We start from the raw sequence: 21,863 nt of genomic DNA on the forward strand, positions 1-21,863 counted from the left end.
GAGGTTACAATAATTGCACGATTAAGAGTTTTATGCATAAAGGCCTTCAGAAGTTTTACGCTAAAGGAACCACATCAGGAATTCAGAAGATGCATAAAAATAAGCTTCGCCTGATCCTGTCTAATCTCGATCAAGCTGAAACGCCTGATGACATGGATTTGCCCGGTCTTTATATGCATAAACTCAAAGGTCACAGAAATGATATTTGGTCTGTCAGAGTGAGTGGTAACTGGAGAGTTACATATCGCTTTGTAGGACGAGATGTTGAAATCGTTAACTACGAGGATTATCACTAATGAATATGCATAACCCAGCGCATCCCGGTGAGATACTCAAAGAACTTGTTATTGATGCTCTAGAACTCACTATCACTGATGTCGCTCAGCATTTAGGTGTCAGCCGCAAAACACTGTCAAAAGTTCTTAATGGCAAAGGAGCCATCACGCCAGAAATGGCACTTCGTCTGGAGCTCGTCTTTGGTAAGCCTTCAGCTGACCATTGGCTACGTTTACAAAATGCTTTTGATTTATGGCAAACGCGGCAATATCAAAGTTCTTTGCATGTCTCACCTTATAATCTGGCGGCGGTATAAAGGCGTGTATAACAAACACTTTAAGTCGCTTCGCTGGGTGTTAGAATTTCACAAGAGGAAACGAAGTTGTCTGAAGCTGGGAAGCTATTCGAATACTCGATAAAAGATGCGGAAAAGTTATTAGCGCGATTTGATTTAGATAAACAGGATCCCACGAATGGGTCAGAGGCCTTAAAACGGGCTGGTATGGTTATCGCGCTGGCCGCTTGGGAAACTTATGTCAAAGATCGGTTTCGTGAAGAAATTGATGTTTGGCTCTGCTCTTTAAAGGGAAGCCAAATATCGAATTTTGTGTTAAAGAAAGTCGATGAAGAACTGAAGCGCTTCTTCAACCCAAATCACGATCGCACCAAAAATCTTTTCAAAACCTATTTCGACATTGATATCACTGACCATTGGAAGTGGGATAATTATCAGCCGCCGCAAGCAAAGAAGGCTCTAAATGAGCTAATTTCAAAGCGAGGAGATGCCGCACACAAAGCTACCACTAACGCCAACTCAGCACATATTGTGAAGCGAGATGATTTAGAAAAGGCCATCAGATTTTTGAAAGGCTTGGTGAATGCAACTGAGAACGTAAAAATTGCCAAATAATTCTAACAAGTCACGGAAGGCGGTTGCGTGAGACGCGCCGCTTCGTTCAGCGCTATGCCTTTTATCGAAAATTTACATGGAGGTTAATCGTTTTGGGTCAGCAATTTTCAGAGTTATCCGATAAACACATTGAATTTATCGGACAGCAAAAAATCTATTTTGTAGCCACTGCCGCAGAGAGTGGTAGTGTGAATATTTCCCCTAAAGGGGGAGACTCCTTGCGGGTTATTAACCCGAAGCAAATAGCTTGGTTAAACCTAACAGGAAGTGGCAATGAGTCAGCATCACATGTCATTCAAAACCCAAGAATGACCGTTATGTTTTGTGCTTTTGAGGGCCCTCCTATAATCCTTCGAGCCTATGGTAAGGCTACTGTTTTGCACTCTCAAGACGATAGTTGGGGTAAGTATGCACCGATATTTCCGGAAACTGTTGCTGCCAGACAAATCTTTGTCCTAGACGTCGATTTGGTACAGTCTTCCTGCGGAATGTCAGTTCCTTACTTTACCTATGAGGGAGACCGTGAAGACCTAGCGAATTGGTCAGAAAAACAAGGTACATCAGGTATAGAAAAATACTGGCTTAAAAAGAACCAAAAAAGTATTGATGGTTTTGAAACAGAAATAGCTAAAAGGTCTGGCTTGGACGTAGAATAAACAAACAAAATAGCTCTAATCGCCACATGCATAACAACTCAATAAACACTCTCACTGCGTTCGCTGGGAAGTGGACACTTCGTCTGCAGTTAGCAGCTATTCATACCGCACAAGATATTGATGACATTAATCTACCTGGTTTTTCTCTCCACCAACTCAAGGGAGAAAGGTCAAACATTTGGACAATATTAGTAAACGGTAACCGGAGAGTAACTTTTGAGTTCACGGATGGTCATGCTTACATCTTAAATTACGAGGATTATCACTAATGAATATGCATGACCCACCACATCCCGGTGAATTTATTGAGTCCATTTACATGGAGCCGCACGGTATAAGTTGCAGAGCTCTAGCTACCCATCTTGGTGTTGCAGCTTCAACACTAAATCGTGTTGTAAAGGGCAAAAGTGCAGTAACGCCAGAAATGGCCTTAAGGCTATCAAAAGTATTGGGACGCTAACACGTGGGCGGCTTCATCATTATGCCCCACGCATCTGTGCCATTTATTTAAAAGTTAATTGCCTACAGGAAATTTTTGCTTTTGGTGTAAAACTCGAAGAATGTGAATGATCTCGTCTTTTGTGAAATATGAAACAATCATTGAGACCTCAGGAATTATTAACAATCTTCCCGGTATACCCTCTCTCTCTACTCCCACTAGAGGTTGCTGGTTCAAGTTTTCGACTTTTTTCTCAATTATTGCATCAGTTTTTTCTGCTGCTAATGGGTTAAATTCGTATAAAAATTCGAAAATAGCCTCACGATCGTCCAGCGAACTTTTTTCCCACACGATCATTTTTTGGCTTTATTCCTAATTTTCATTTTTCGAGCTTCCATGTCCTGGTTCGCCTCTTCATGACTGACAAACTTACTCTGCCCACTTTCTAATTTATTAAACGCAGCATTAACCTCTTCGGTAAGCCACTGATCATGGGCAATTATTTTGCGTTGCTGTTCAGCAAGTTCTTCCGTAAGCTCTCTACAAGCGTCACTTAAAGTGCGCCCTTGGCTTTCGGCCATTATCTGAGCCAGCCGCTTAGTTTCTTCATTTACTCTAAATTGTATGCGAGTATCCATGGTAAACTCCGTATGCAATGTACACACAAATGTTAGCACGCCTATTAAATTTACGGCAACTTACAAACGCATTAACGCAGTCGCTCCTTGGGACAAAAACACGTAGGCTGCAGCGGAACTTAGGTGCGGGAGAAGCGAACACTACATTGGCAAGTGGAATGTTTGTTTTTATGGCCGGCTTCGTTATTCTTGGGGTAGTAGAGTATTTTCGCGGCTCAGTGGGTGCCGGTATATTTCTTCCGGTTTCTATTGAGCTTGTCATGGCATTGCTTTTTCTAAAACATATCAACAGTGAAAGTGGCCAGATACTTATCGTCCTTTCCGCGCCTAACAAGGGCAAGCAGTTCGCTTCCTTTGGCAGCAGGGACGCCTAAAATGCTACGCTTATTTGCGCGCCACTGCTGTTGCCAGCGTTATGTTGATAATCAATGATTGAATGGCTTGAAGAAAATGAATTTGAGGGCTTATTCCTCAAACAATGGGGATCAGATTCGATAATATTCGAAGAAGTTGCTTGGATAGAATGTCGCCTTGGTGAAATTCAATCGTTTGCAAAAACAAAACCAAGGAATATTACAGAATATGAGGATCTTTTCATAAACACATCATCAGATTCAGGTACGGCATGGAGGTGGTATGTTGCAATCGATAATAAGTTAGGTTTAATTACATATTATGATGAAGGTGCAGATTCCTATGTGGCTATTGAGTTACCACGCGGAACCGTTTTGGACTCTATTGAATCTTACATACGAACATTTAAACAATTAGGTTTAGATGTCAAATCAACATAGCAAGGCGCTGCTGTCGGACAAATTCTCCGCTGTGCTCCAAATTTGCCGCAGAGCACGCCGTTAGCCGCAGAAGAATGAACAAGATATTATTTAAAGTTGAGAACCGTAAAAAATACGATTCTGGCTATCAGGAATCTAAAGTTAATATCCTTATTGACGGTAGACCTTTGGCAGAAATTATGAAAGATTATGAGATGCCAATGGCTACAAAGGAGGGAAGCCCGGGCCTTGCCGGGGACTACCATGCTATTGCAGTTTCATCTTCTTCACTCAAACAATACTACCTTGGAAAAGTCGAAGCAGATTGGGGGGATGAAAAAAACAAAACTGCAGTACTAGGTTGTAGTTGCGGTACTTTAGGTTGTTGGCCATTGCTCTGCAAAATTAACGTGCAAGGAGCCAGGGTCGTTTGGTCGGATTTCGAACAGCCTCATAGAGATGAGGATTGGGATTATTCGATTTTTGAAGGCTTTGTGTTTGATAAACAACAGTATCTCAACGCAATAGATGCACTGGCTAATGCCTAACAAAGCATAGCAATTCGCAACCTTCGATAGCGCTCACTGTGTGAGCTGGACGCTTTAAAGCTAAAGGAAACAGGTTTGAAAAACCTCAAAGTGACTTTTTTTTTGTTAATCGCTCTTTATTCCAGTACCTGCATAGCTGTGGTCAACGTTGGGATCAAAAAACTGGATCTAAAGGACGAGCTAAGGATGGCTTGGGATGGAAAACACCAACGTCCGATCACAGTGCATGTTTTCTATCCTACTCATGATAGCCCCTCTGCCCCCTCTACGTTAAACAAACCAACAGAAGAACTTTTTGTGCCGGGAAATGCGATCTGGTATGCCACGCCCGCAGAGGCAAAGAAGCTACCCTTAGTCCTGATGTCACATGGGACTGGAGGATCAGCGCTACAAATGTCTTGGCTTGCGGAAAAGCTTGTTAAAAACGGTTATCTGGTAGTCGGGGTAAACCACCATGGCAACACGGCAATAGAAACCCAAAAGTACGCAGAAGGCTTTGTCCTCTGGTGGGAGCGAAGCAGGGATATCGCCGTTGCATTGGACAAAATCAGCAGCGATAAAAACTGGTTTCCCTATATCAACCCGGCGAAAATTGGCATGCTAGGGTTTTCACTGGGCGGATACACGACTATCGCATCGATCGGCGGTATCACAGATAAAGCCCTCTTTGCGGAATTTTGCGACAGTGATAAAAGAGACTTCACGTGTGACGCTCAAACAGAGTTTTCTAATATTAATGAAGAGTTTAACAAGGTTAAAGACTCCGAGATTGTCAAGGAATCACTTAAACGGCAGCATGCCTCCTATAAAATTGCTCAAATAAAGGCGGTATTCGTATTGTCACCCGCGGTGGTTCAGTCAATTACCGAAGACAGCTTGCACGGAATAAAGATTCCAGTCTCTGTGGTGGTCGGAACAAACGATACCGTGGCGCCAGCTGCATCAAATGCCAAAAGAGTGGCTTCTCATATTAGCGGTGCCGAATATGCTGAAATTGAAGGTGCTGGACACTACACTTTTTTATCCGAGTGCACTGATTCGGGTAAGATCTATGCGAAAATTTTGTGTACAGATCCGCCAACTGTCGACCGAGCCAAAGTGCATGACAGGGTTAGTGATCAAGTATTAAATTTTTTCAATCGAACTTTTTCTATAACGCGGTATTAAACCAAACAAAGCTGTCTTATGAGGACACCTGCATCCCAACTAACTCTCTCCTTGGCTCGCAAGGACAAAAACACGACACTTGAGCCTTTTCCTTCGACTTGTCGCTACCGTACTTGTACTTACACGGGGTGTTAAAAACACAAAATGTAAGTTAATACGCCGACCACTTCATTAAACATGCAATATAGTAGTTAGTTTGATTATTGCTTTGCCAAATGCTGCGTTTAAGTTTCTCCCTCAAATTCGACAACGGCGTTACCTTATAGAAATGGCCCGACTACACCATACAAGGCGCGGAAATAAATCAGCTTCCTGTGTAGGAAAAACTGGAGTGAAAGTGAAATATTGTGTTTTTGAAGGGAAAGCCTGACTCTGAGAGCCTATTGGAACAGTTAACCCCTAAATGGATAATTAAATTATGATGGTTTTAGGTAAAGAAATAATTGATACAGCTCTGCCAAAGGTTGAAGAAGGACTTAGAAAATACTTATCAAAAATAAATCGTTAAGGCTTGTTGACACAAATCAATAAAGAAAGGTAAATGCGAACCATTTGCATTTACCTTTCTTTTTGTGTACTTTGTTGCCGCAAAACTCAACTTGCAAAATTCATACACCGTAAATAATGAAGGGATTTATTTCATGAAAAAAATGAACGCGAGAAATAGTGCGTTGGCGTTAACGGTTACTGCGGCTATACCAATTGGAACTGCGCTGGCGCAACAGGAAGAAACACCAATGACCGAACTAGCCACTACGACAGTTCAAACGACAGAAGATGCTGGCTATAAGGTCGATAAAACGTCTTCTGTAAAGCTCACCCAACCCATTGCAAACACTCCCAGATCAATCAATGTTATCTCACAGCGACTACTTGAAGATCAAGGTATTACTAATCTTAACGACGCACTCCGCAATGTTGCGGGCGTGTCTACTTTCGGTGGTGGCGAAGGAGGCGGCGGTATCGTTTCTGCCAGTGACAAGGTAACCATTCGCGGCTTCGATGCGCGTTCAAATATATACGTAGACAGCATTAGAGATATCGCTGGCTACAGCCGTGATACATTTAATTACGAAGCAGTTGAAGTCATTAAAGGTGGCAGTGGCTCTATAGACGGTCGCTCAACAGGAGGCGGCAGTGTGAACCTGTCAACCAAGAGGGCGCGACTTGAAGACTTCGGCTCAGTCTCAGCGCGGTATGACACCTTTGAAAATACACGTATCACACTTGACTATAACAAAGTACTTACCGGTAACCTGGCAGGTCGCGTAAATCTGCTTTATAGCAATGGCGGTGACTTTTTTGATAACGGTGTCGAGGAGTATCAAACAACTGGCGTTGCTGGTTCTCTTCTGTATAAGCCAGGCCAGGCCACCGATATCAACTTCGATATATTCGTTATGGAACAGGATAATGTTCCCGTACTGGGCCTTCCCTTCCTTACATCTGCAGCCGCAGAAGCAACTAACCAACCAGAAGGTCCTGTTAACGCTAATCTGTGGGATCAATATTACAGTGTTCCCGGACGTGATTTTGAAGAAGTATCTACACAGATGTATACCTTTGTGATTAATCACATCGTCAATGATTCCGTCACCATACGCAGTCAGACACGAGTTGGCAGCAACGAAAAGGAGTCCGTTTTAGGGCGGCCATGGTGGAATTCAGGTGACGAAGCCGGATTGTTAAATGCCGAGCGCCTGCAAGCCTTGGACGAAGCTACTGATTTATTTGTTACTCAGCTCGATGCTATTATTTCGCTACAGTCTGGAGGTCTGGATCACCGCATTGTCATCGGTGGTGAAGTCGCTGAGGAAGAAAAAACGAGTTATGGTATCTCGACTGACTACACTTATGTTGATGGACAAGGAAACATACTGGAAAATCCGACGATTGATCCTTTCAATATACAGAATAATGTATTTGCAACAGGTGGTACATCGCGTTCAGGAGACAATACTTCCGGAGACGCAAGTACAGTTGCACTATACTTGTTCGACACAATTAAAATGGGTGAGCATCTGCAGTTTGATCTCAACGCCCGTTACGATAACTTCGATATTTCCGGCTCTGCATGTGGGCGAAGAAGTGGTTGTGTTGACGGTTTAGATGCTCAAGATAGCTTCATTAGTTATGGCGCTGCCGTCAGCTATATGCCTACAGAAAACGGTAATATTTACGTTAGCTATAGCAATTCAAAACAACCCCCCGGCGTTGCTTTAGCACTCTCTACGACGCCTGCGCAAAACGAAGTTAAACCAGAAGATGCAGTGACCACTGAACTCGGCGCGAAGTGGCAATTTTTCAATAATCAGTTGCTAGTGAGCGGCGCTGTTTTCCAAACGACAAAAGACGTAGTCGACTCGGAAAATGTCGAAGATGGCGTTACAATATACTCATTAGCTGGAGAACAAGAATCCAAAGGTTTTGAAGTCAGTGTAACGGGTATGCTTACCGACTCACTGTCCATTTCGGCAAATTATGCAAATCTAGATACGGAAGTATCACAAGATACTAATGAAGCATCTATTGGAAACGGCCTTCAATCTTCTCCGGACGATACTGCCAATATTTGGGTTAATTACACTGCAATGGACAGCAAACTAAACGTTGGAGGAGGTATCTACTATAATTCGGGCGAAACTTACTGGCGTCAAAATCGAGCTTATTTCACGGTTGACTCATACACAACGGTGTTTTTAATGGCGTCTTATCAGGTGAATGAAGCACTCAAATTTCAGTTGAATATCGATAACTTAACCGATGAAGAGTACGTAGTTGATTATAGCGCTAAAGGGCATTTCCGACCGGGTAACCCCAGAAGTGTCGCTCTCTTTGTGAACTACGCTTTCTAGTAACATTACTACGATAATGAAGCCAGCCTGCTGCACAGTCGGCTGGTTTTTTTATTCCCTTACTTTACTGCTTTAGGAGTGCATATGCTGGTTAGAATCGAGAATTTTCTCACAAAACAGGAAGTCTCTAATGCTGTTGAATTACTGGAGCAATCTGATTGGATAGATGGCGCTACCACAGCAGGTCACTTAGCGCTTCACGCCAAAAAAAACCTACAGCTTCCCGAAAATTCACCGTCAGCCCGCAAACTAGGTGATTTTATTTTGAGTTTGATCGGTCAATCTCAACAAATACTTGCCGCCGGGTTACCGAACAAAATTTATCCTCCCATGTTTAACTGTTATCAGGAAAACGGGGAATTTGGTAGTCATATCGATAATACCATTAGACGGGTTTCAGGAACCGCTGTAAAAGTGCGTACTGATATATCAATGACTGTCTTTTTTTCCGAGCCGGAAGAGTACGAAGGAGGAGAGTTGATCATTCAAGACACCTATGGTGAACAGCGCATAAAATTTGCTGCAGGTGATATTGTCATGTATCCATCGACCAGTTTGCACAGGGTATCGCCGGTAACAAAAGGCCGGCGTTTAGCGTCATTTTTCTGGATGCAAAGTTTAGTTAGAAGTGCTGAACAACGGCGTATTTTGTATGATTTGGATTTGAGTATTCAAACGCTCACAGCTGAAAATCCTCACAACCCTGAAATAGTCAGGCTATCCGGGGTCTATCACAATTTACTCAGGCAATGGAGCGAGACGTAAACAGCTAAGGCGCGTTCCACAAGCAACTTTCATCAATTTGTGTGACTGATTCAAACCCACAAAGGGCCATGGTCATTTCAAGTTCATCTCGCAATAAACGAATACAGTGTGCTACGCCCAAGGCCCCAGCTGTAGCTAGAGCATACATAATTGGCCGGCCAACTAACACGGCGTCAGCACCAAGGGCAATGAGCTTAACAATGTCTGCACCTCGCCTTACGCCGCTGTCGGCTAGCACTAACATATCCTCCCCCACTATGTTGCGAATTGTAGGCAGCATTTCTACAGGCGACGGAACGCCATCTAATGCACGTCCACCGTGATTTGAAACTACAATTCCAGCCACCCCCGCTCTCGCAGCTTTTTCAGCATCACGCGGATTCAAAATACCCTTCAATATGATGGGAAGAGCGGTGTGCTGCCTGATATATGCAATATCACTCCAACAAGGAGCTTGTGCCATAACTCCCTGAAATACTAAACTCCTTCCTTCTCCCGGATGGGTGATAGCCTGCGGCTTGTCTATATTAACAGCGCGAACGCCAGGAGGTAACACAAACTCTGCTCGCTGCTCGCGATTTCGCAGCCCATTAATTGGCGAGTCAATGGTAATAACAAGTGCAGAAAACAGGTTGCGCTCTGCTTGTTGAATTAGTTTAAGAGTTTGCGCTCGCGTAGGTTGAATATATAACTGAAACCATCGTGGACTTTCTACCTGACCTGCCACATCTTCAAATAAACAACTTGCCAAGGTACTCATTATAAATAACCCGCCTTGTGCCTCTGTTGCCATGGCTGTTGCCACTTCACCCTCGGGGTGAGCCAACTTTTGGTAGGCTATTGGAGCAGAAATAATCGGGTGTTCAAATTGCTGCCCCAGCAATGTTGTCTTGGTATTGCCATCGGTGACTTTACTTAAACTACTGGGCAACAAACACAGCCCATCCAATTTCTCTCTGTTTCTTTTGAGCGTTAACTCATCTCCAGAACCTCCTGAAATATAAGCCCAAGCCTGAGGAGTCATACGCTCTTGAGCCAGTCTTTCATAATCAAATACCGAAGCTAACGTGGGCGGTATGGCGTTAAGTGGTTGTTTATGCATTTTCGTCACTGTCGTGTAATTAAAATAAAGAAACTCTAAACATTTATTGAATTGCAAATGATAATGGTTTTCATTAAGATAATCACCTGTATGAGCAAAGATATTTATTTTTTTTCAAACTGTTCATGGAAAGTTAGATAGCGTTTCGTTTTTATCGGTTCTTAGCAATAGCTACATAGCCCTAGATACCTATAACAAAAGTGATAAATCGCGACGACAGAACCCTGAAAAGTGTCTTTCCCCCCTGTAAGGCATTAACACGTTTATACACCGGCTTTGTTTTTTGCTGGTTTAGGTACAATTGAGTAAGGATCTTTTAATGCCTGCAAATAGTAAGCGTATTGCTTTATTGAGTGCACTCTTTCCCATCGCCTCAATGGGTTCACTGGCACAGAATAGTGAAGTAGAAACACTTGAAACAACGGTTGTACAGGCCGCCTCTGAAGAACTCAAACAAGCGCAGGGGGTATCAAATATCACAAAAGAAGCTTTTTGTTGTCTGCAACTTATCATTTTAAAAGTAATTCGCAGACAAATATGTAACTAAGGGCCGGCCTCAATGAATATTTCGATGTGCCGGTACACTCGATAATAAACTACAGAACGTTAAGGGATCTGGATGTTAGTTCAAAAATGTGCAGTGTATTCTATTCCTCTAATTACGCTTTCGCTTGCTATATCGGTCACAAGCCGTGTTTCAGCTGAAACGCGAGCCAAAGACATAGACGGGCTCACACAGCAATGGATTCGCATTGAACGTCAAACGCAAGTGTTAGAAAACGAGTGGCGAGAAGCGGAACCAGCATTGCGGCAACGCATCCAATTACTAAAAGCAGAACGAGCGCAACTGCAAAATATTATTGATGAAAGTCGTGCAGCCACATCCGACGCAGAAGCCCAACGCGAAGCACTGTTATCACAACAAAGTGAACTGGAAGCGCAACAAGGTGGCGTTGAACGTACCCTTACCCGCGTGATTGACCGCGTAGATAGCCTCTATTCATCCTTACCTGAAGTACTCCGAGAAAGCTGGGATAAAGAGCAAGCAGAACTCACTGCCGACGCAGACACCTCAAACAAGTTGCAAATCACACTGGCAAAGCTTTCTGCGTTGCAGCAGTTCAATAGTAAGTTGCTGGTGAACGAAGCGGTAATGCGCACCCCAGATGGCAAGGACGTGTTCGTAAAACAGTTCTTTGTAGGTAGCGGCTATGCATGGTTTACCAACGCCGATGGCCAATACCAAGGCGTTGGTAACAGCCTGCGTGGAGAATGGCAGTGGCAGTTTACAGATGACATGGACAGTAGCGCCGTATCCCTCGCCGTCGCTATTTTTGAGAAAAAGCACGAGCCTGACTACGTATCCTTGCCTCTGACGCTTTTCACAGGAGATAACGAATGAAGCTACTGCACAACATTTTTCCATTCATCATGTCTTTATTTGCCATCGCAATGTTAAGTTCTTTTGCGCGCGCGGATCCCAAAGACAGTATGTTGGTAAATATTGACGAAGCGAAAACCCGACTGGCGCGAACGGAAAACAAAATTATTGAAGCGCGAGTCGCACTTGCCAATGAGTTACGGATCCTAGAGCAGCAAGTCATTAAGCTGCGAAACGAAACTAGTGTAGCACGGAGAAAGATGGATGAACGCACATTAAGTTTGTCGCAATTGGAAAACCGCCTTTCCAGTTGGAGTGAACAGCAAGAATTTCAACAAAATTTATTAAACAGATTTCTACTGCAAACAGGTGTAGATAGTATTTCTCTCAACGGGTTAAGTCTGTCAGATAAAGTAAAAAAGGTAGGAGAAATCGCCAATGCGTTTGCCAAACAACAAACGCCCAATTTCATGCCGGGCAAAGTTGTACTGGCAAACGGTGAAATCTCCGACGCCCAAGTGCTTACCTTAGGCCCTGTAACTTGGTATTTGGCTCAGGATCAACAGGTAGCAGGAACCGCAAACACTAAGCAAGCCTTATTTTCGGCAACATCAACCTTCGATGATGCAGATAGAGAGAACCTTAGCACCTTAGCGAAAACCGGCCGTGGCAGTATTCACATCGACCCCACTCTTGGGCGTGCTGCAACAAAAGCGCAAGCGTCTGAAGGAATTACAGAGCACGTAATAAAAGGCGGCGTTTGGGTCATTCCCATTGTCTTGTTTGCACTCATTGCCACACTGATCGCACTATTCAAAGTAGTCCAACTATGGCGTTTACCCAAAGTGAAACAAGTTGCCTCGGGTAAAGCCCTGGTGAATATGGTGGGTAATTCAGGCGTCACTTTCTTCAAAGGTATGCAACGGAAGTTGTACGATATTACGAAGCGGGCTGGCACGCCAACCCAACGAGATGATGAACTGTTTTCACAACTACAACAAGACAAAATCACGCTCGAAAAATACAACGGCACCATTGCAGTAACTGCTGCCGTAGCACCGCTACTCGGTTTGCTTGGTACGGTGAGCGGCATGATCGAGACCTTCAGAATGATGACGGCATTTGGTTCTAGCGACCCGGAAGTCATCTCCGGAGGTATCGCCAAAGCACTGGTTACTACTGAGCTGGGGTTGGTTGTGGCCATTCCAGCGTTAATTCTAAATGCGGTGTTGTCACGCAAGGCCCGTCACTACTACGAAGAACTAGAGAGTTTTGCGCTGGTATTGAGTAATGACGAGCCCGAGAGCGTCGATGATGCAGACGTACCGCAAGCGAGAGCCGGATGATGATTGAACAACTGACAGACAATACTCTTTGTTGGCTTATGTTGGCAGTCGCGTGGTTCGCCTACCAGCAAATCTTTGTCCTATTTACCACTCGAAAAGAAATAGCTTCCGTGCACGACGGAGCAAAAGAACTGAGTAAACGAGAAATGGTCCCTTCAGTATTAGTGAGTGCGCTTCCACTGATGGGTTTGTTGGGAACCATTTCAGGCTTACAAGTAAGTTTCACCGGCATGATGACATTGGGCGTAGACAGTCAGGTCGTTTCTGGTGGTATCGCAGATGCTTTATTCACCACCCAACTCGGCTTAACCCTGGCAATTCCCGGTTGGCTATTAATGATGTTCATAAATGGTGCAGTTAAGCGCACTGTGGCAAGGGAGGCCTAACTATGGCAAGTCGATTGCAGCGACGTCTTGAAACGCAGCAAACTCAGGGGATTGATATGTCTCCCCTGCTTGATGTGGTTTTTATTCTGCTTATTTTCTTCATTGTATCTACTGTGTTTGTAAAAGAAACTGGAGTAGAGGTAGACAAACCTCAAGCCATATCAGCCCAAAAACTCGACCAAATGGCCATATTACTTGCTATTACCAGGACCGGCGAAGTGGTATACGACAACGCCAATATTGGTGTTAGCGGTGTTCGATCGACCGTCGAACAATTATTAATGAAAGAACAGCGACCGGTAGTTATTCAAGTAGATAAAGCGGTTCGTTCTGAGTTACTGGTGGAAGTAATAGACGAATCCAAATTGGCGGGTGCCGAAACAGTAAATATCGCAACCTTGAAACCATAGTGTATAAGGCAGAATTTGATGAGACAGAATCTTCAACCTTTTTTACTTAGTGGTGCTGTGTTGTTCAGTGCTCTCGGGGTTATGTGGCTAGGTCATCTTCTATCTGACCATCAACCCGACACCTTGGTGGTACGCAAGTTAGATATTGCTATCAATACACCACCGCCTCCCCCACCTAAAACGCAAAATGTGGTAGAAGAAACCGAACTGACTATGCAAATAGAGGGAAAAGGCGCCGCACTTTCCATGGCTGATCTTTCCGTTGAGCCTGACATCCAGGTACCCAAACCAGATATGCCCAGTGTGAAAGTGACGAATACACAATGGGACATGCCTGATATTGCACTGGAAGCTTTTGGCCTTAGCGAACTCGACTCAAAACCAACTTTGCTCACGCCGGTGAAAATTCGCTTTCCCAAGCGACTAAAAAAACAAGGTGTGAAACGAGTTGTGGTGAAACTAGACGTCATGATTGATGAACAGGGAAACGTTAAGCTTATGGATATAGTAGAAAATCCACACCACGAACTTAACAAAGAAATCATGCGCTTTGTAAAAGCCAGCAAATTTACATCACCCTACAAGCACGATGAAGCGGTAAAGGCGCGCTTCATATGGCCTGTTGTAATTGAAGCCTAGAACACAAAAGGTATAGAGGTTTTAAACGTGAGATTTTTAAAAAACCTGGTAACAGCAAGCCTACTTGGCTGTGCTGCGAGCACATTGGCATTAGCGAAACCTGCCCATGGGAAAATAACAGTGGAAATAGCAGAGCCTGATTGGCAATTTGTTTTGCGCAACCATCAGCGTGACGACCACAGAGAGCGAATTTCGCGAGAAGAGGGTGAATTCATCGGCACCATTCAGCAAGATTTACAAACCGGGAATTACCGCAGCGTGGCAAAGGCGTTTGCTGCCCACGACATATCCCAGTTTGGCCCCCGTTTGCGCGAACTCTATGGCCAGGTACTGTTAAACGAGAAGAATTACGCCTTAGCTGAACAGGTGTTGTTGGATGTGCTGAAAACAGTGCCTGACCTGCCCTCTGCACACAGAAGCCTGAGCATGGTTTATATGATGACAGGTAAGCTAGTAAACGCACGTCAACACCTTACCAAAAGTGTAGAGCTGGGCATTCAGGACGCACAGCTATTCGGTCAGCTTGCCTACGTCAATTTGCAATTAGGCAAACCAGTAACAGCCATTAGCGCTTATCAAAACGCGCTAATGTTAGAGCCCGAAAATAAACAATGGTATCAAGGTTTACTTTTCGCGTTTATTGAAAGCAACGCCCTTGCACAAGCAGAAAGCTTACTTGACGAGATGTTGCTCGACGATGCCAGTAACAAACAGCTTTGGTTACAGCGCGGTCAAATCGCCTTGAAACAAGGTGACACAGTGAAAGCCCTAAGCAGCCTTGAAACTGCCCTTTCCCTCGGCGACAACTCACTGTCTAACTTGATTACAGTGGCGAAAATACATGTTTCAGATGGCAGCCCTCGACGCGCTGCGGATATCCTTGCCCAATACGCAAAATCGTTTTTAACAGACGGAGAAGGTTTCAACGCATTTTCAGACATTGCCTCTTACTTAGCAGCAAATGAACAGTGGTCTGATTTAGGGCGAATGATCAACGCAGCAGATAAGATCACCACCGGCTTTTCAGCATCGCAAGTGGCCACATTGAACGTATTGAAAGCACAACTGGCAATGAATAAAGGGCAGGATAAAACGGCAATTTCTCTGTTAACCAAGGCGATTGACGCTGCACCAGCTAACGGTGAAGCCCTGCTTTCATTAGCTACTTTATACCGTCAACAAAACAATATAGAGCGTGCCAAGATGATGTATTTACGCGCAGAATCACTACAGGATGTAAAACAGCGAGCAATGCTGGGCAGAGCACAAATTGCTATTGATCAGCGACAATATCAGGATGCGCTGTCACTACTTAGACAAGTGTATAAAGTATACCCTTCCCGCACTGATTTATTGAGTAACATTCAGTCACTGGAAAACCTGGTGAAAAATACAATATGACAGCTTTTCCCTCACATGACACGGCCACATCTTCAGCGTACACTTAACTTGCGATTTGCAATGCAAATTAGGATAGTCCATGTTCTTTGAAACATCATTTCACGCTTCTGGCAACGTACAACAAAATGGATGAACGACGGCATATACGCTGCGGCTTCTGAATTAAGGCCAGTTGAACTAATGAAAGATAGGGGGACTTTTTTTGGCTCTATTTTTGGTACGTTGAGTCATGTTGTATTGGCAGATATTTTATGGCTAAAACGCTTTGCTTCGCATTCCATAGGCTTTGATTCGCTGGATTGTGTTCAAGCGTTGCCTCTGGCAGAAAAACTGAACTCATCACCGTGGACAAGTATCTACCCTATTTTCTCAACTTGGAGTAGATGTAGGGACAACTGATCTTCTGTTCAAAATACCCGACGTATGATAGTTACATTTTCCGGTAACATCACACGCACCTGCTAACAATTGAGTAATTTTGGTCAAGAAAAGTTCAGCAGAAGTTCGTGGTAATAAATGGCTGAGGAGAAAACGCGTTGTGTGGCAAACTAACACAAGCGATTTACTGTGCCTGCCCAATTCAGCTTTTGAGGTCAGAGACTTTCCCATTTTCTTTGAAAGAGTTAGTTTTTTCCCGGGGTTTCAGAACGTGAAATGATCACAGATATCTATCTTCCACACAAATAAACCATTGCATTTCACATCGCTTTGTTTTTTGAGAAAATAGGATAATGTTGAGATACCCATCGCTGTGCACAGGTTGGTGCATTACCTCAAATTCGCTAGCACTAATGACCGCAGCCGTTAACCTTTAACCGTATAGGGAGTTTACGTATTGATTTCACAACTACCAAAATGGGTAGAGATTGGCGCTTTTTTTCTCGCAGTTATTGCAGGCTGCATCAATGCAATTGGCCTGCTTGGGTTTGAACATCAGTCGGTATCTCATATGTCTGGTACCGCCACTTTACTCGGTACTGAGATACTCAGCCTGTCCTTCGAAAAAATATTTCACCTCGTCGGTATTCTGCTTTCCTTTTTAGGCGGTGCGTGTATCGCTGGATTTTTATTACACGGCTCAACACTAAAATTAGGCAGGCATTACGATACTGCTTTGTTCATTGAATCGCTGTTGTTGTTTGCTTCGTCATTACTTTTAATTTCAGGGTCGTTTTACGGCCATTTTCTTGCTTCAGCGGCGTGTGGTTTACAGAATGCACTTGCCACCACCTATAGCGGCGCTATTATTAGAACGACCCATGTCACGGGTATTTTTACTGACTTAGGTATTATGCTGGGCTCAATTTTTAAGGGAGAGGCCCTTGACAGACGAAAAGCCAAACTTTTTGTCTATATCATATTGGGTTTTATTTTTGGTGGTACGTCGGGCGCATTGCTTTTTACCCACTTCGTGTTTAACGCGCTATTTATTCCCGCGGTAGTGTGTATGCTCGTTGCCATAGCATACCGATTATACGCCAAAAACACCGTTAACAACTCGTGAAAAGGGTATACAAAGGCATGCTCCAAGGCCGTTCTGGTAAGTATTTTTGGTATTGCTACATACTGCTGCTCATCGCATTTAGCATTGCGAGAATGGTTGAGCGTATTTATTCAGAGAGCGGCGGCTTTTCAAGCCGTTACACTCCCCTTTTTGTTGCATTAGTAGTGTCACTGGGAATATACGGCAGCGTGAATAATAAGCCGTTTTTTGCCCGCTGGTTCTGGCAATGCCTCTATATCACAATAGGCGTGGCAATAGCCGTGGCAGTAATGACGTCAGTATACTTGTTGCTTTTTGTAGGTCTAAGCACCCTTCCTGCAGTAACGCTGTTATTGATTGTCAGCACATTTGTGTTTCCAGCCCTATTAAATCTGCGATCCTACACAAAGAAAACAACAGGGAACTGGCGATAAGCGAGGCTATTTCACTAAATAAGTGTATGTTATTGATAACCTTCACAGTGTATAACGCAACAACAAAGCTTATTAAGGAACACTATGAAAACAAAGTTTTTAACATTGGCGATCACAATACTACTGTCTAGTACTACCGTTAGTGCGTCGACTATAAAAACGAAGTCTGCTCTCGTAGACGCCGTGGAAAGTTACGAATCGCTGGCAGACAGTGGCGACGCCTGCAGGAAAACCCAGAACCGCCAATCTTACGCTTGTAAACGATTTATAAAGCGCTTTAATGTTGGTAAGAAAAGCGAAGACATTAAGCTTTTTACCGCCAAAGCCAGCCGTTATCAGTCTATAGATAAACCCATAACACAGCGCGGGCTGTCAGCAATACGCAGAATTAGCGACGCTGTGGTTTTCGTCACATATAACGGTAACTATTAGGGTCAGGCGCGCTCCGCTAAGGGTAGATATCAATATGACAAGCAATACAAAACGACACATAGGGAGCATCGCATTTCTGGTAAAAAATTACGATGAGGCGGTTACTTATTTTACTGAATGCCTCAGCTTCTCCCTGTTATGCGACATCGATAAAGGTGAAGATTCACGCTGGATACAGGTTGCTCCGACCGCAGAAGGTGGTGTCAGCCTTGTACTTGTCAAAGCCACCACCGCAGAGCAACGCGCCTTAGTTGGCAATCAAACTGGCGGGCCGGTGTTGCTGTTTTTACACACGGCTGATTTTTGGGGTGATTACGAAAAAATGAAAAGTAGAGGTGTCGTTTTTCACGAAACGCCTCGGGAGGAAATATACGGTACCGTTGCCGTATTTGAGGATTTATACGGCAACAAATGGGATCTTATTCAACCTACAAATTAGTAATATCAAACTCACCAAGGCGATAGGGCGACTATTTCAGGGATACGCCCTATGTTTGCCTCATGATAGCAGAATGGTTAGTTCCTGCGCGCCAAACATCACAATTTCAATGGCAATAAGGATAATAATGATCCACTCCAAGAACGAAGAGTGTTTGTGTTTTAGTTCATCTGCCAGCATTTCAAACAGCTCGTGTATTACATTGAGTTTGTTCGACAACAAGTCAATTCTCGAGCGAATATCAAGATACTTACAGGTAGCGTTATAGGCATCTTCATACTCTGAATATTCCCAGAAAAACTCCGGCGTATCCAATAAACCGTAATGTAAGAAGATATCGCTTTTGGTACTGAATAAGTGGCCTCTAATACTGGCTATGCGCTGGCGACTGAGTTTAATTTTGCCTGACTCAGCCAGTGCTTTAGGCAAATGCGCATATTGTTCAATGGTCCTCTCCGCCTGTTTTTCATACTCTTCTAACTTGGTAGACTGAGCAAGCGCATGGCTTACCGCCAGACGCAATAAATGATCGTCTCCCGGCAGTGAAATTAAATCGCGGTTGAGTTTTAAGGCTTCAGCCCCTGTGGCAAAGCGAAAATGTTCCTGATGTTGGCAGGCTAATGCGTCACTGCTGACCTGAGACCGATGCAAGAATGCTACGCGCTCATCTTCATCGATGCCCCAAAATATCAGCACGCCATAATCGAACATCCAGGCCTCACCGCCGGGAAGCCGAAAAAGCACAGCATCGCGATATCCTGTACCTTGTTGAGTTTGTAATAAAGTCTCAGTATCTTCAATAGGCAGAATAAATACAGAAACCCGGTTATTCGAAAATGACATGACGTTAGTCCGGTTGGATGAAAAAATCGGCTGAGTATGCGCTGTACCACAGAGACAAGCAAGCTGATTATATTGTTTACTTTCAATAACTTAAAATATAATTATATTTATCTTAACGAGTATTTTTTTTAATGACCCTCCGCTAGGAGACTGTAAATTCTGCTGCAATCTATTAATTTACCCTGCATAATAGATATTCATTGCTGTTAGTTGACGCCTTCGCCGGACCTGGCGAGGTATTTTTATTTATAAGGAATAATAATGAAGAAATTACTACTGGGCGTTGTCGCCGCAAGTTTTACTCTGGCGGGCTGTGCACCTGAAGTGGGAAGTAAAGGCTGGTGTGAAGACATGAAAGAAAAACCCAAAGGCGATTGGACAGCCAACGAAGCAACAGATTTCACCAAACACTGTATTTTCACCAGCGAAGATTAATGTGACAACCATACGCCCGTGTCAGGCAGAAGATGCAGCCTACCTCGCCAGCATCTATAATCACTATGTGACAAATACCATAGTGACTTTTGAAGAAACCCCGGTAGATGCGCAGGAGATGCGGGCTCGACTGTCACAGGTAGCGGCATCATCCCTTCCCTGGCTGGTCACTGAGGCCGATGAACGGGTTGTCGGGTATGCTTATGCTACACCGTGGAAACCCCGTAGTGCTTACCGTTTCGCAGTAGAAGTAACCATTTATCTGGATCCAGAATATATAGGACAGGGCCTGGGTATAGATCTCTATCGCGCTTTATTCAGCCACCTACGGCAGGATAATATTCATACGGCTTTTGGCGGAATAGCACTACCTAACCCCGCCAGTGTTGCCCTCCATGAAAAGTTAGGCATGATCAAAGTCGCCCATCTTGAAGAAGTAGGTTACAAATTTAACAGATGGGTGGATGTGGGTTACTGGCAAACCAAACTCACCACCTAATCTTCCGTATCGTCAATTTCTGCTATTAAAAACAAAACACTTAGCATTAAGCGTGTTTCTCACAACTGAACCTGGTGGCACGATTTCTGATTAAACAGAGACAACTGTATCAAAATTAATGGACTATACCGTTGTTTACACGCCCACCAAAAGCGGCTTTAAGTGGCCAGAGGCCAGCTATCGCAAACCGTGCCGAAAACAAAATTGCTACACAATACACAGCAGTTCCCCTCTCATACTGTCTGCTAATGGCAACATATCTGGCAGGTATTCTATGATCAGTATTCGTTTAATTGAAGCCGATATCACTTCACTCAGCGTCGATGCCATTGTTTGTGCTGCAAGTTCCACGTTACTGGGGGGAACGGGAGTTGACAGAGCCATACATTACGCCGCAGGACCCGCTTTATTTGAGCACTGCCGGCACCTCGGTGGTTGTAAAACCGGCCAGGCAGTACTCACGCCTGGGTTCAATTTGCCGGCAAAATACATTATTCACACTGTGGGACCAATTTGGCGAGGTGGGGAGCATTTTGAAGAAACGCGTTTAGCAGATTGTTATCGCAACAGTTTAAAACTGGCCAGTGAAAACAATATCCGAAGTATCGCTTTCCCGGCGATCAGTTGTGGTAACTATGGCTACCCTTTAATGCAAGCCTGTCAAATTGCGCTGGGGAATATTCGTCTTCATGCCAGTGGGAGGCAATTTCCCGAACGCATATACCTCGCTTGTCACACGAAAGACATATGGAAAGCCTTTAAAGAACTACTGGGGTAATTTCTGCAAACACTCACAATAAATTTACATGTATCTTACGAATAATATGATTTGCGTAAAGAATAGCTACCACAGTCCCGCCTTTCACGTGTTTGAGTTTGTTATGACGACTTAGGATGAGTGACCATCCCCGATATAATACGCCATTATTCATTGGAGAGCCGCTCATGCAGAAACACAAACACAGCGTTGTTGAAGACATTTTCGCGTTAGTCAGCGCCGGTCTGTTTGTCGCTTTTGGCGTATATTTATTTCAGTCGCAAAATCTCATGGTAGGCGGTGCGGCTGGGCTTGCACTGCTGGGTACTCACGTTTTGTCGATTAATTTTGGCGTACTGTTTTTTCTCATCAATCTGCCTTTTTATGCGCTGGCGTGGACGCAAATAAGTAAGCGGTTTACTCTCAACACCTTCATATCAGTGACTACCGTTTCCGTACTGACCAATCTCATCCCCCGTTTTGTTGACGTGTCACACGCCAACCCCATTTTCACCGCAATATTTGGCGGTCTACTCATTGGCGTTGGCATGCTCATTATGTTTCGCCACAGTTCCAGCCTGGGTGGACTAGGCATTTTGGCATTCTACCTACAGCAAAAATTTGCACTACGAGCAGGAACGTTTCAGTTAATGGTTGATACTGTAATTTTACTTAGCTCGCTACTTATACTCGACTGGAAACTGGTTCTCATTTCTGTGCTGGCAGCCTTTTTCCTCAATATGGTGTTGTCTTTGAATCACCGCCCAGAAAGGTATTCGCTTGCAGTAAACTCATCCCCAAACGCCCAACCTTCTGGCATTTCAGACAAAGGTGCACACGCTCAGTAGA

Annotated in this window: 30 protein-coding genes and 2 pseudogenes; 28 read left to right on the forward strand and 4 right to left on the reverse strand. The window is 44.1% G+C overall.

What is annotated here, in order from left to right; translation table 11 throughout:
* The first annotated feature begins 32 nt into the window (after window positions 1-32).
* From KO518_RS19235 to KO518_RS19260, 6 genes and pseudogenes are all read left to right on the forward strand, one after another.
* On the forward strand, window positions 33-296 hold the full coding sequence (locus KO518_RS19235; RefSeq protein WP_216027491.1) for a type II toxin-antitoxin system RelE/ParE family toxin: 264 nt from the start codon (window positions 33-35) through the stop codon (window positions 294-296).
* Window positions 296-592, forward strand: a complete 297-nt coding sequence (locus KO518_RS19240; protein ID WP_216027492.1) for a HigA family addiction module antitoxin — start codon at window positions 296-298, stop codon at window positions 590-592. The genes KO518_RS19235 and KO518_RS19240 overlap by 1 nt, the downstream gene beginning before the upstream one ends.
* A 66-nt stretch (window positions 593-658) precedes the next feature.
* On the forward strand, window positions 659-1,186 hold the full coding sequence (locus KO518_RS19245; RefSeq protein ID WP_216027493.1) for a HEPN domain-containing protein: 528 nt from the start codon (window positions 659-661) through the stop codon (window positions 1,184-1,186).
* A 23-nt stretch (window positions 1,187-1,209) separates the two neighbouring features.
* On the forward strand, window positions 1,210-1,842 hold the full coding sequence (locus KO518_RS19250; protein WP_252736340.1) for a pyridoxamine 5'-phosphate oxidase family protein: 633 nt from the start codon (window positions 1,210-1,212) through the stop codon (window positions 1,840-1,842).
* Between the two features lie 26 nt (window positions 1,843-1,868).
* Window positions 1,869-2,111 (forward strand): type II toxin-antitoxin system RelE/ParE family toxin, encoded by a 243-nt coding sequence (locus tag KO518_RS19255; protein WP_252736342.1) that lies wholly within the window; start codon window positions 1,869-1,871, stop codon window positions 2,109-2,111.
* Window positions 2,111-2,299: pseudogene (locus KO518_RS19260) on the forward strand (HigA family addiction module antitoxin); the annotation flags it as partial. The gene KO518_RS19255 and the pseudogene KO518_RS19260, both read left to right, overlap by 1 nt.
* Before the next feature lie 57 nt (window positions 2,300-2,356).
* On the opposite strand, the gene KO518_RS19265 reads toward KO518_RS19260, so the two are convergent.
* Window positions 2,357-2,638 (reverse strand): type II toxin-antitoxin system RelE/ParE family toxin, encoded by a 282-nt coding sequence (locus tag KO518_RS19265; RefSeq protein WP_216027494.1) that lies wholly within the window; start codon window positions 2,636-2,638, stop codon window positions 2,357-2,359.
* Window positions 2,635-2,919 carry a damage-inducible protein J gene (locus KO518_RS19270; protein WP_216027495.1) on the reverse strand — a complete coding sequence of 95 codons (285 nt, stop codon included), beginning with the start codon at window positions 2,917-2,919 and terminating at the stop codon, window positions 2,635-2,637. The genes KO518_RS19265 and KO518_RS19270 overlap by 4 nt, the downstream gene beginning before the upstream one ends.
* Before the next feature lie 158 nt (window positions 2,920-3,077).
* On the opposite strand from KO518_RS19270, the gene KO518_RS19275 reads away from it, so the two are divergent.
* The 6 genes from KO518_RS19275 to KO518_RS19300 all read left to right on the forward strand — a co-directional run bounded on the left by KO518_RS19275 (window position 3,078) and on the right by KO518_RS19300 (window position 9,027).
* Window positions 3,078-3,293 carry a hypothetical protein gene (locus KO518_RS19275; protein WP_216027496.1) on the forward strand — a complete coding sequence of 72 codons (216 nt, stop codon included), beginning with the start codon at window positions 3,078-3,080 and terminating at the stop codon, window positions 3,291-3,293.
* A gap of 54 nt (window positions 3,294-3,347) precedes the next feature.
* Entirely contained in the window at window positions 3,348-3,713 is a 366-nt protein-coding gene (locus tag KO518_RS19280) for a hypothetical protein (protein WP_216027497.1), read from the forward strand.
* A 74-nt stretch (window positions 3,714-3,787) separates the two neighbouring features.
* A complete protein-coding gene (locus KO518_RS19285) occupies window positions 3,788-4,240 on the forward strand; it encodes a hypothetical protein (protein ID WP_216027498.1) in 453 nt (150 codons plus the stop codon).
* A 75-nt stretch (window positions 4,241-4,315) separates the two neighbouring features.
* Window positions 4,316-5,407, forward strand: a complete 1,092-nt coding sequence (locus KO518_RS19290) for a dienelactone hydrolase family protein (RefSeq protein ID WP_216027499.1) — start codon at window positions 4,316-4,318, stop codon at window positions 5,405-5,407.
* Window positions 5,408-6,048: 641 nt separating this feature from the next.
* Window positions 6,049-8,262, forward strand: coding sequence for a TonB-dependent siderophore receptor (locus KO518_RS19295; protein WP_216027500.1), 2,214 nt, complete (start codon window positions 6,049-6,051; stop codon window positions 8,260-8,262).
* Window positions 8,263-8,346: 84 nt separating this feature from the next.
* On the forward strand, window positions 8,347-9,027 hold the full coding sequence (locus tag KO518_RS19300; protein WP_216027501.1) for a Fe2+-dependent dioxygenase: 681 nt from the start codon (window positions 8,347-8,349) through the stop codon (window positions 9,025-9,027).
* A gap of 4 nt (window positions 9,028-9,031) precedes the next feature.
* Here the strand turns inward: KO518_RS19300 and KO518_RS19305 are convergent, their stop codons facing one another.
* Complete coding sequence (locus KO518_RS19305) at window positions 9,032-10,129, reverse strand: alpha-hydroxy acid oxidase (RefSeq protein WP_216027502.1); 1,098 nt, start codon at window positions 10,127-10,129, stop codon at window positions 9,032-9,034.
* 319 nt (window positions 10,130-10,448) lie between these two features.
* Here KO518_RS19305 and KO518_RS19310 point away from each other — a divergent pair, with 319 nt between their 5' ends.
* The 12 genes and pseudogenes from KO518_RS19310 (at window position 10,449) to KO518_RS19365 (ending at window position 18,480) form a co-directional block, all read left to right on the forward strand.
* Entirely contained in the window at window positions 10,449-10,676 is a 228-nt protein-coding gene (locus KO518_RS19310; RefSeq protein ID WP_216027591.1) for a hypothetical protein, read from the forward strand.
* 72 nt (window positions 10,677-10,748) lie between these two features.
* Window positions 10,749-11,531, forward strand: a complete 783-nt coding sequence (locus KO518_RS19315) for a DUF3450 family protein (protein WP_216027503.1) — start codon at window positions 10,749-10,751, stop codon at window positions 11,529-11,531.
* A complete protein-coding gene (locus tag KO518_RS19320) occupies window positions 11,528-12,856 on the forward strand; it encodes a MotA/TolQ/ExbB proton channel family protein (protein ID WP_216027504.1) in 1,329 nt (442 codons plus the stop codon). The genes KO518_RS19315 and KO518_RS19320 overlap by 4 nt, the downstream gene beginning before the upstream one ends.
* Window positions 12,853-13,242: a MotA/TolQ/ExbB proton channel family protein gene (locus KO518_RS19325; protein WP_252736344.1), complete on the forward strand. Its 390-nt coding sequence runs from the start codon at window positions 12,853-12,855 to the stop codon at window positions 13,240-13,242. The genes KO518_RS19320 and KO518_RS19325 overlap by 4 nt, the downstream gene beginning before the upstream one ends.
* 2 nt (window positions 13,243-13,244) lie before the next feature.
* The gene (locus tag KO518_RS19330) at window positions 13,245-13,652 is read left to right on the forward strand and encodes a biopolymer transporter ExbD (RefSeq protein WP_216027505.1); all 408 of its coding nucleotides are present in this window, start codon (window positions 13,245-13,247) and stop codon (window positions 13,650-13,652) included.
* Window positions 13,653-13,670: 18 nt separating this feature from the next.
* Window positions 13,671-14,291: an energy transducer TonB gene (locus tag KO518_RS19335; RefSeq protein WP_216027506.1), complete on the forward strand. Its 621-nt coding sequence runs from the start codon at window positions 13,671-13,673 to the stop codon at window positions 14,289-14,291.
* A 27-nt stretch (window positions 14,292-14,318) separates the two neighbouring features.
* Window positions 14,319-15,692, forward strand: a complete 1,374-nt coding sequence (locus KO518_RS19340; RefSeq protein ID WP_371742372.1) for a tetratricopeptide repeat protein — start codon at window positions 14,319-14,321, stop codon at window positions 15,690-15,692.
* Between the two features lie 370 nt (window positions 15,693-16,062).
* Window positions 16,063-16,119: pseudogene (locus tag KO518_RS20325) on the forward strand (hypothetical protein); the annotation flags it as partial.
* 408 nt (window positions 16,120-16,527) lie between these two features.
* Window positions 16,528-17,196, forward strand: coding sequence for a YoaK family protein (locus KO518_RS19350; RefSeq protein WP_216027507.1), 669 nt, complete (start codon window positions 16,528-16,530; stop codon window positions 17,194-17,196).
* Window positions 17,197-17,213: 17 nt separating this feature from the next.
* Entirely contained in the window at window positions 17,214-17,609 is a 396-nt protein-coding gene (locus KO518_RS19355; RefSeq protein WP_216027508.1) for a hypothetical protein, read from the forward strand.
* 84 nt (window positions 17,610-17,693) lie between these two features.
* Complete coding sequence (locus KO518_RS19360) at window positions 17,694-18,041, forward strand: hypothetical protein (RefSeq protein WP_216027509.1); 348 nt, start codon at window positions 17,694-17,696, stop codon at window positions 18,039-18,041.
* A gap of 34 nt (window positions 18,042-18,075) precedes the next feature.
* Window positions 18,076-18,480, forward strand: a complete 405-nt coding sequence (locus KO518_RS19365) for a VOC family protein (RefSeq protein ID WP_216027510.1) — start codon at window positions 18,076-18,078, stop codon at window positions 18,478-18,480.
* Window positions 18,481-18,540: 60 nt separating this feature from the next.
* On the opposite strand, the gene KO518_RS19370 is transcribed toward KO518_RS19365, so the two are convergent.
* The gene (locus tag KO518_RS19370; RefSeq protein WP_216027511.1) at window positions 18,541-19,323 is read right to left on the reverse strand and encodes an RMD1 family protein; all 783 of its coding nucleotides are present in this window, start codon (window positions 19,321-19,323) and stop codon (window positions 18,541-18,543) included.
* Between the two features lie 261 nt (window positions 19,324-19,584).
* Between KO518_RS19370 and KO518_RS19375 the strand changes: the two genes are divergently transcribed.
* The 4 genes from KO518_RS19375 (at window position 19,585) to KO518_RS19390 (ending at window position 21,862) form a co-directional block, all read left to right on the forward strand.
* Window positions 19,585-19,758, forward strand: coding sequence for a DUF3012 domain-containing protein (locus tag KO518_RS19375; RefSeq protein ID WP_216027512.1), 174 nt, complete (start codon window positions 19,585-19,587; stop codon window positions 19,756-19,758).
* A 1-nt stretch (window position 19,759) separates the two neighbouring features.
* Window positions 19,760-20,257, forward strand: a complete 498-nt coding sequence (locus KO518_RS19380) for an arsinothricin resistance N-acetyltransferase ArsN1 family B (RefSeq protein WP_371742373.1) — start codon at window positions 19,760-19,762, stop codon at window positions 20,255-20,257.
* 274 nt (window positions 20,258-20,531) lie between these two features.
* Window positions 20,532-21,035: a macro domain-containing protein gene (locus KO518_RS19385; protein WP_216027513.1), complete on the forward strand. Its 504-nt coding sequence runs from the start codon at window positions 20,532-20,534 to the stop codon at window positions 21,033-21,035.
* Window positions 21,036-21,202: 167 nt separating this feature from the next.
* A complete protein-coding gene (locus KO518_RS19390) occupies window positions 21,203-21,862 on the forward strand; it encodes a YitT family protein (RefSeq protein WP_216027514.1) in 660 nt (219 codons plus the stop codon).
* Window position 21,863: the final 1 nt, after the last annotated feature.

Source organism: Aestuariibacter sp. A3R04 (assembly GCF_018860805.1).
Taxonomy (GTDB): Bacteria; Pseudomonadota; Gammaproteobacteria; order Enterobacterales; family Alteromonadaceae; genus Alteromonas.

Excerpts from the sequence above, each read along its gene's own strand:
- KO518_RS19385 (WP_216027513.1), top strand. The coding sequence starts at position 20,532 with ATGATCAGTATTCGTTTAATTGAAGCCGATATCACTTCACTCAGCGTC.
- KO518_RS19390 (WP_216027514.1), top strand. The coding sequence starts at position 21,203 with ATGCAGAAACACAAACACAGCGTTGTTGAAGACATTTTCGCGTTAGTC.
- KO518_RS19325 (WP_252736344.1), top strand. The coding sequence starts at position 12,853 with ATGATGATTGAACAACTGACAGACAATACTCTTTGTTGGCTTATGTTG.
- KO518_RS19330 (WP_216027505.1), top strand. The coding sequence starts at position 13,245 with ATGGCAAGTCGATTGCAGCGACGTCTTGAAACGCAGCAAACTCAGGGG.
- KO518_RS19265 (WP_216027494.1), bottom strand. The coding sequence starts at position 2,638 with ATGATCGTGTGGGAAAAAAGTTCGCTGGACGATCGTGAGGCTATTTTC.
- KO518_RS19320 (WP_216027504.1), top strand. The coding sequence starts at position 11,528 with ATGAAGCTACTGCACAACATTTTTCCATTCATCATGTCTTTATTTGCC.
- KO518_RS19275 (WP_216027496.1), top strand. The coding sequence starts at position 3,078 with ATGTTTGTTTTTATGGCCGGCTTCGTTATTCTTGGGGTAGTAGAGTAT.
- KO518_RS19280 (WP_216027497.1), top strand. The coding sequence starts at position 3,348 with ATGATTGAATGGCTTGAAGAAAATGAATTTGAGGGCTTATTCCTCAAA.
- KO518_RS19270 (WP_216027495.1), bottom strand. The coding sequence starts at position 2,919 with ATGGATACTCGCATACAATTTAGAGTAAATGAAGAAACTAAGCGGCTG.
- KO518_RS19375 (WP_216027512.1), top strand. The coding sequence starts at position 19,585 with ATGAAGAAATTACTACTGGGCGTTGTCGCCGCAAGTTTTACTCTGGCG.
- KO518_RS19255 (WP_252736342.1), top strand. The coding sequence starts at position 1,869 with ATGCATAACAACTCAATAAACACTCTCACTGCGTTCGCTGGGAAGTGG.
- KO518_RS19240 (WP_216027492.1), top strand. The coding sequence starts at position 296 with ATGAATATGCATAACCCAGCGCATCCCGGTGAGATACTCAAAGAACTT.
- KO518_RS19305 (WP_216027502.1), bottom strand. The coding sequence starts at position 10,129 with ATGCATAAACAACCACTTAACGCCATACCGCCCACGTTAGCTTCGGTA.
- KO518_RS19315 (WP_216027503.1), top strand. The coding sequence starts at position 10,749 with ATGTTAGTTCAAAAATGTGCAGTGTATTCTATTCCTCTAATTACGCTT.
- KO518_RS19310 (WP_216027591.1), top strand. The coding sequence starts at position 10,449 with ATGCCTGCAAATAGTAAGCGTATTGCTTTATTGAGTGCACTCTTTCCC.
- KO518_RS19360 (WP_216027509.1), top strand. The coding sequence starts at position 17,694 with ATGAAAACAAAGTTTTTAACATTGGCGATCACAATACTACTGTCTAGT.
- KO518_RS19295 (WP_216027500.1), top strand. The coding sequence starts at position 6,049 with ATGAAAAAAATGAACGCGAGAAATAGTGCGTTGGCGTTAACGGTTACT.
- KO518_RS19335 (WP_216027506.1), top strand. The coding sequence starts at position 13,671 with ATGAGACAGAATCTTCAACCTTTTTTACTTAGTGGTGCTGTGTTGTTC.
- KO518_RS19370 (WP_216027511.1), bottom strand. The coding sequence starts at position 19,323 with ATGTCATTTTCGAATAACCGGGTTTCTGTATTTATTCTGCCTATTGAA.
- KO518_RS19285 (WP_216027498.1), top strand. The coding sequence starts at position 3,788 with ATGAACAAGATATTATTTAAAGTTGAGAACCGTAAAAAATACGATTCT.
- KO518_RS19355 (WP_216027508.1), top strand. The coding sequence starts at position 17,214 with ATGCTCCAAGGCCGTTCTGGTAAGTATTTTTGGTATTGCTACATACTG.
- KO518_RS19300 (WP_216027501.1), top strand. The coding sequence starts at position 8,347 with ATGCTGGTTAGAATCGAGAATTTTCTCACAAAACAGGAAGTCTCTAAT.
- KO518_RS19235 (WP_216027491.1), top strand. The coding sequence starts at position 33 with ATGCATAAAGGCCTTCAGAAGTTTTACGCTAAAGGAACCACATCAGGA.
- KO518_RS19365 (WP_216027510.1), top strand. The coding sequence starts at position 18,076 with ATGACAAGCAATACAAAACGACACATAGGGAGCATCGCATTTCTGGTA.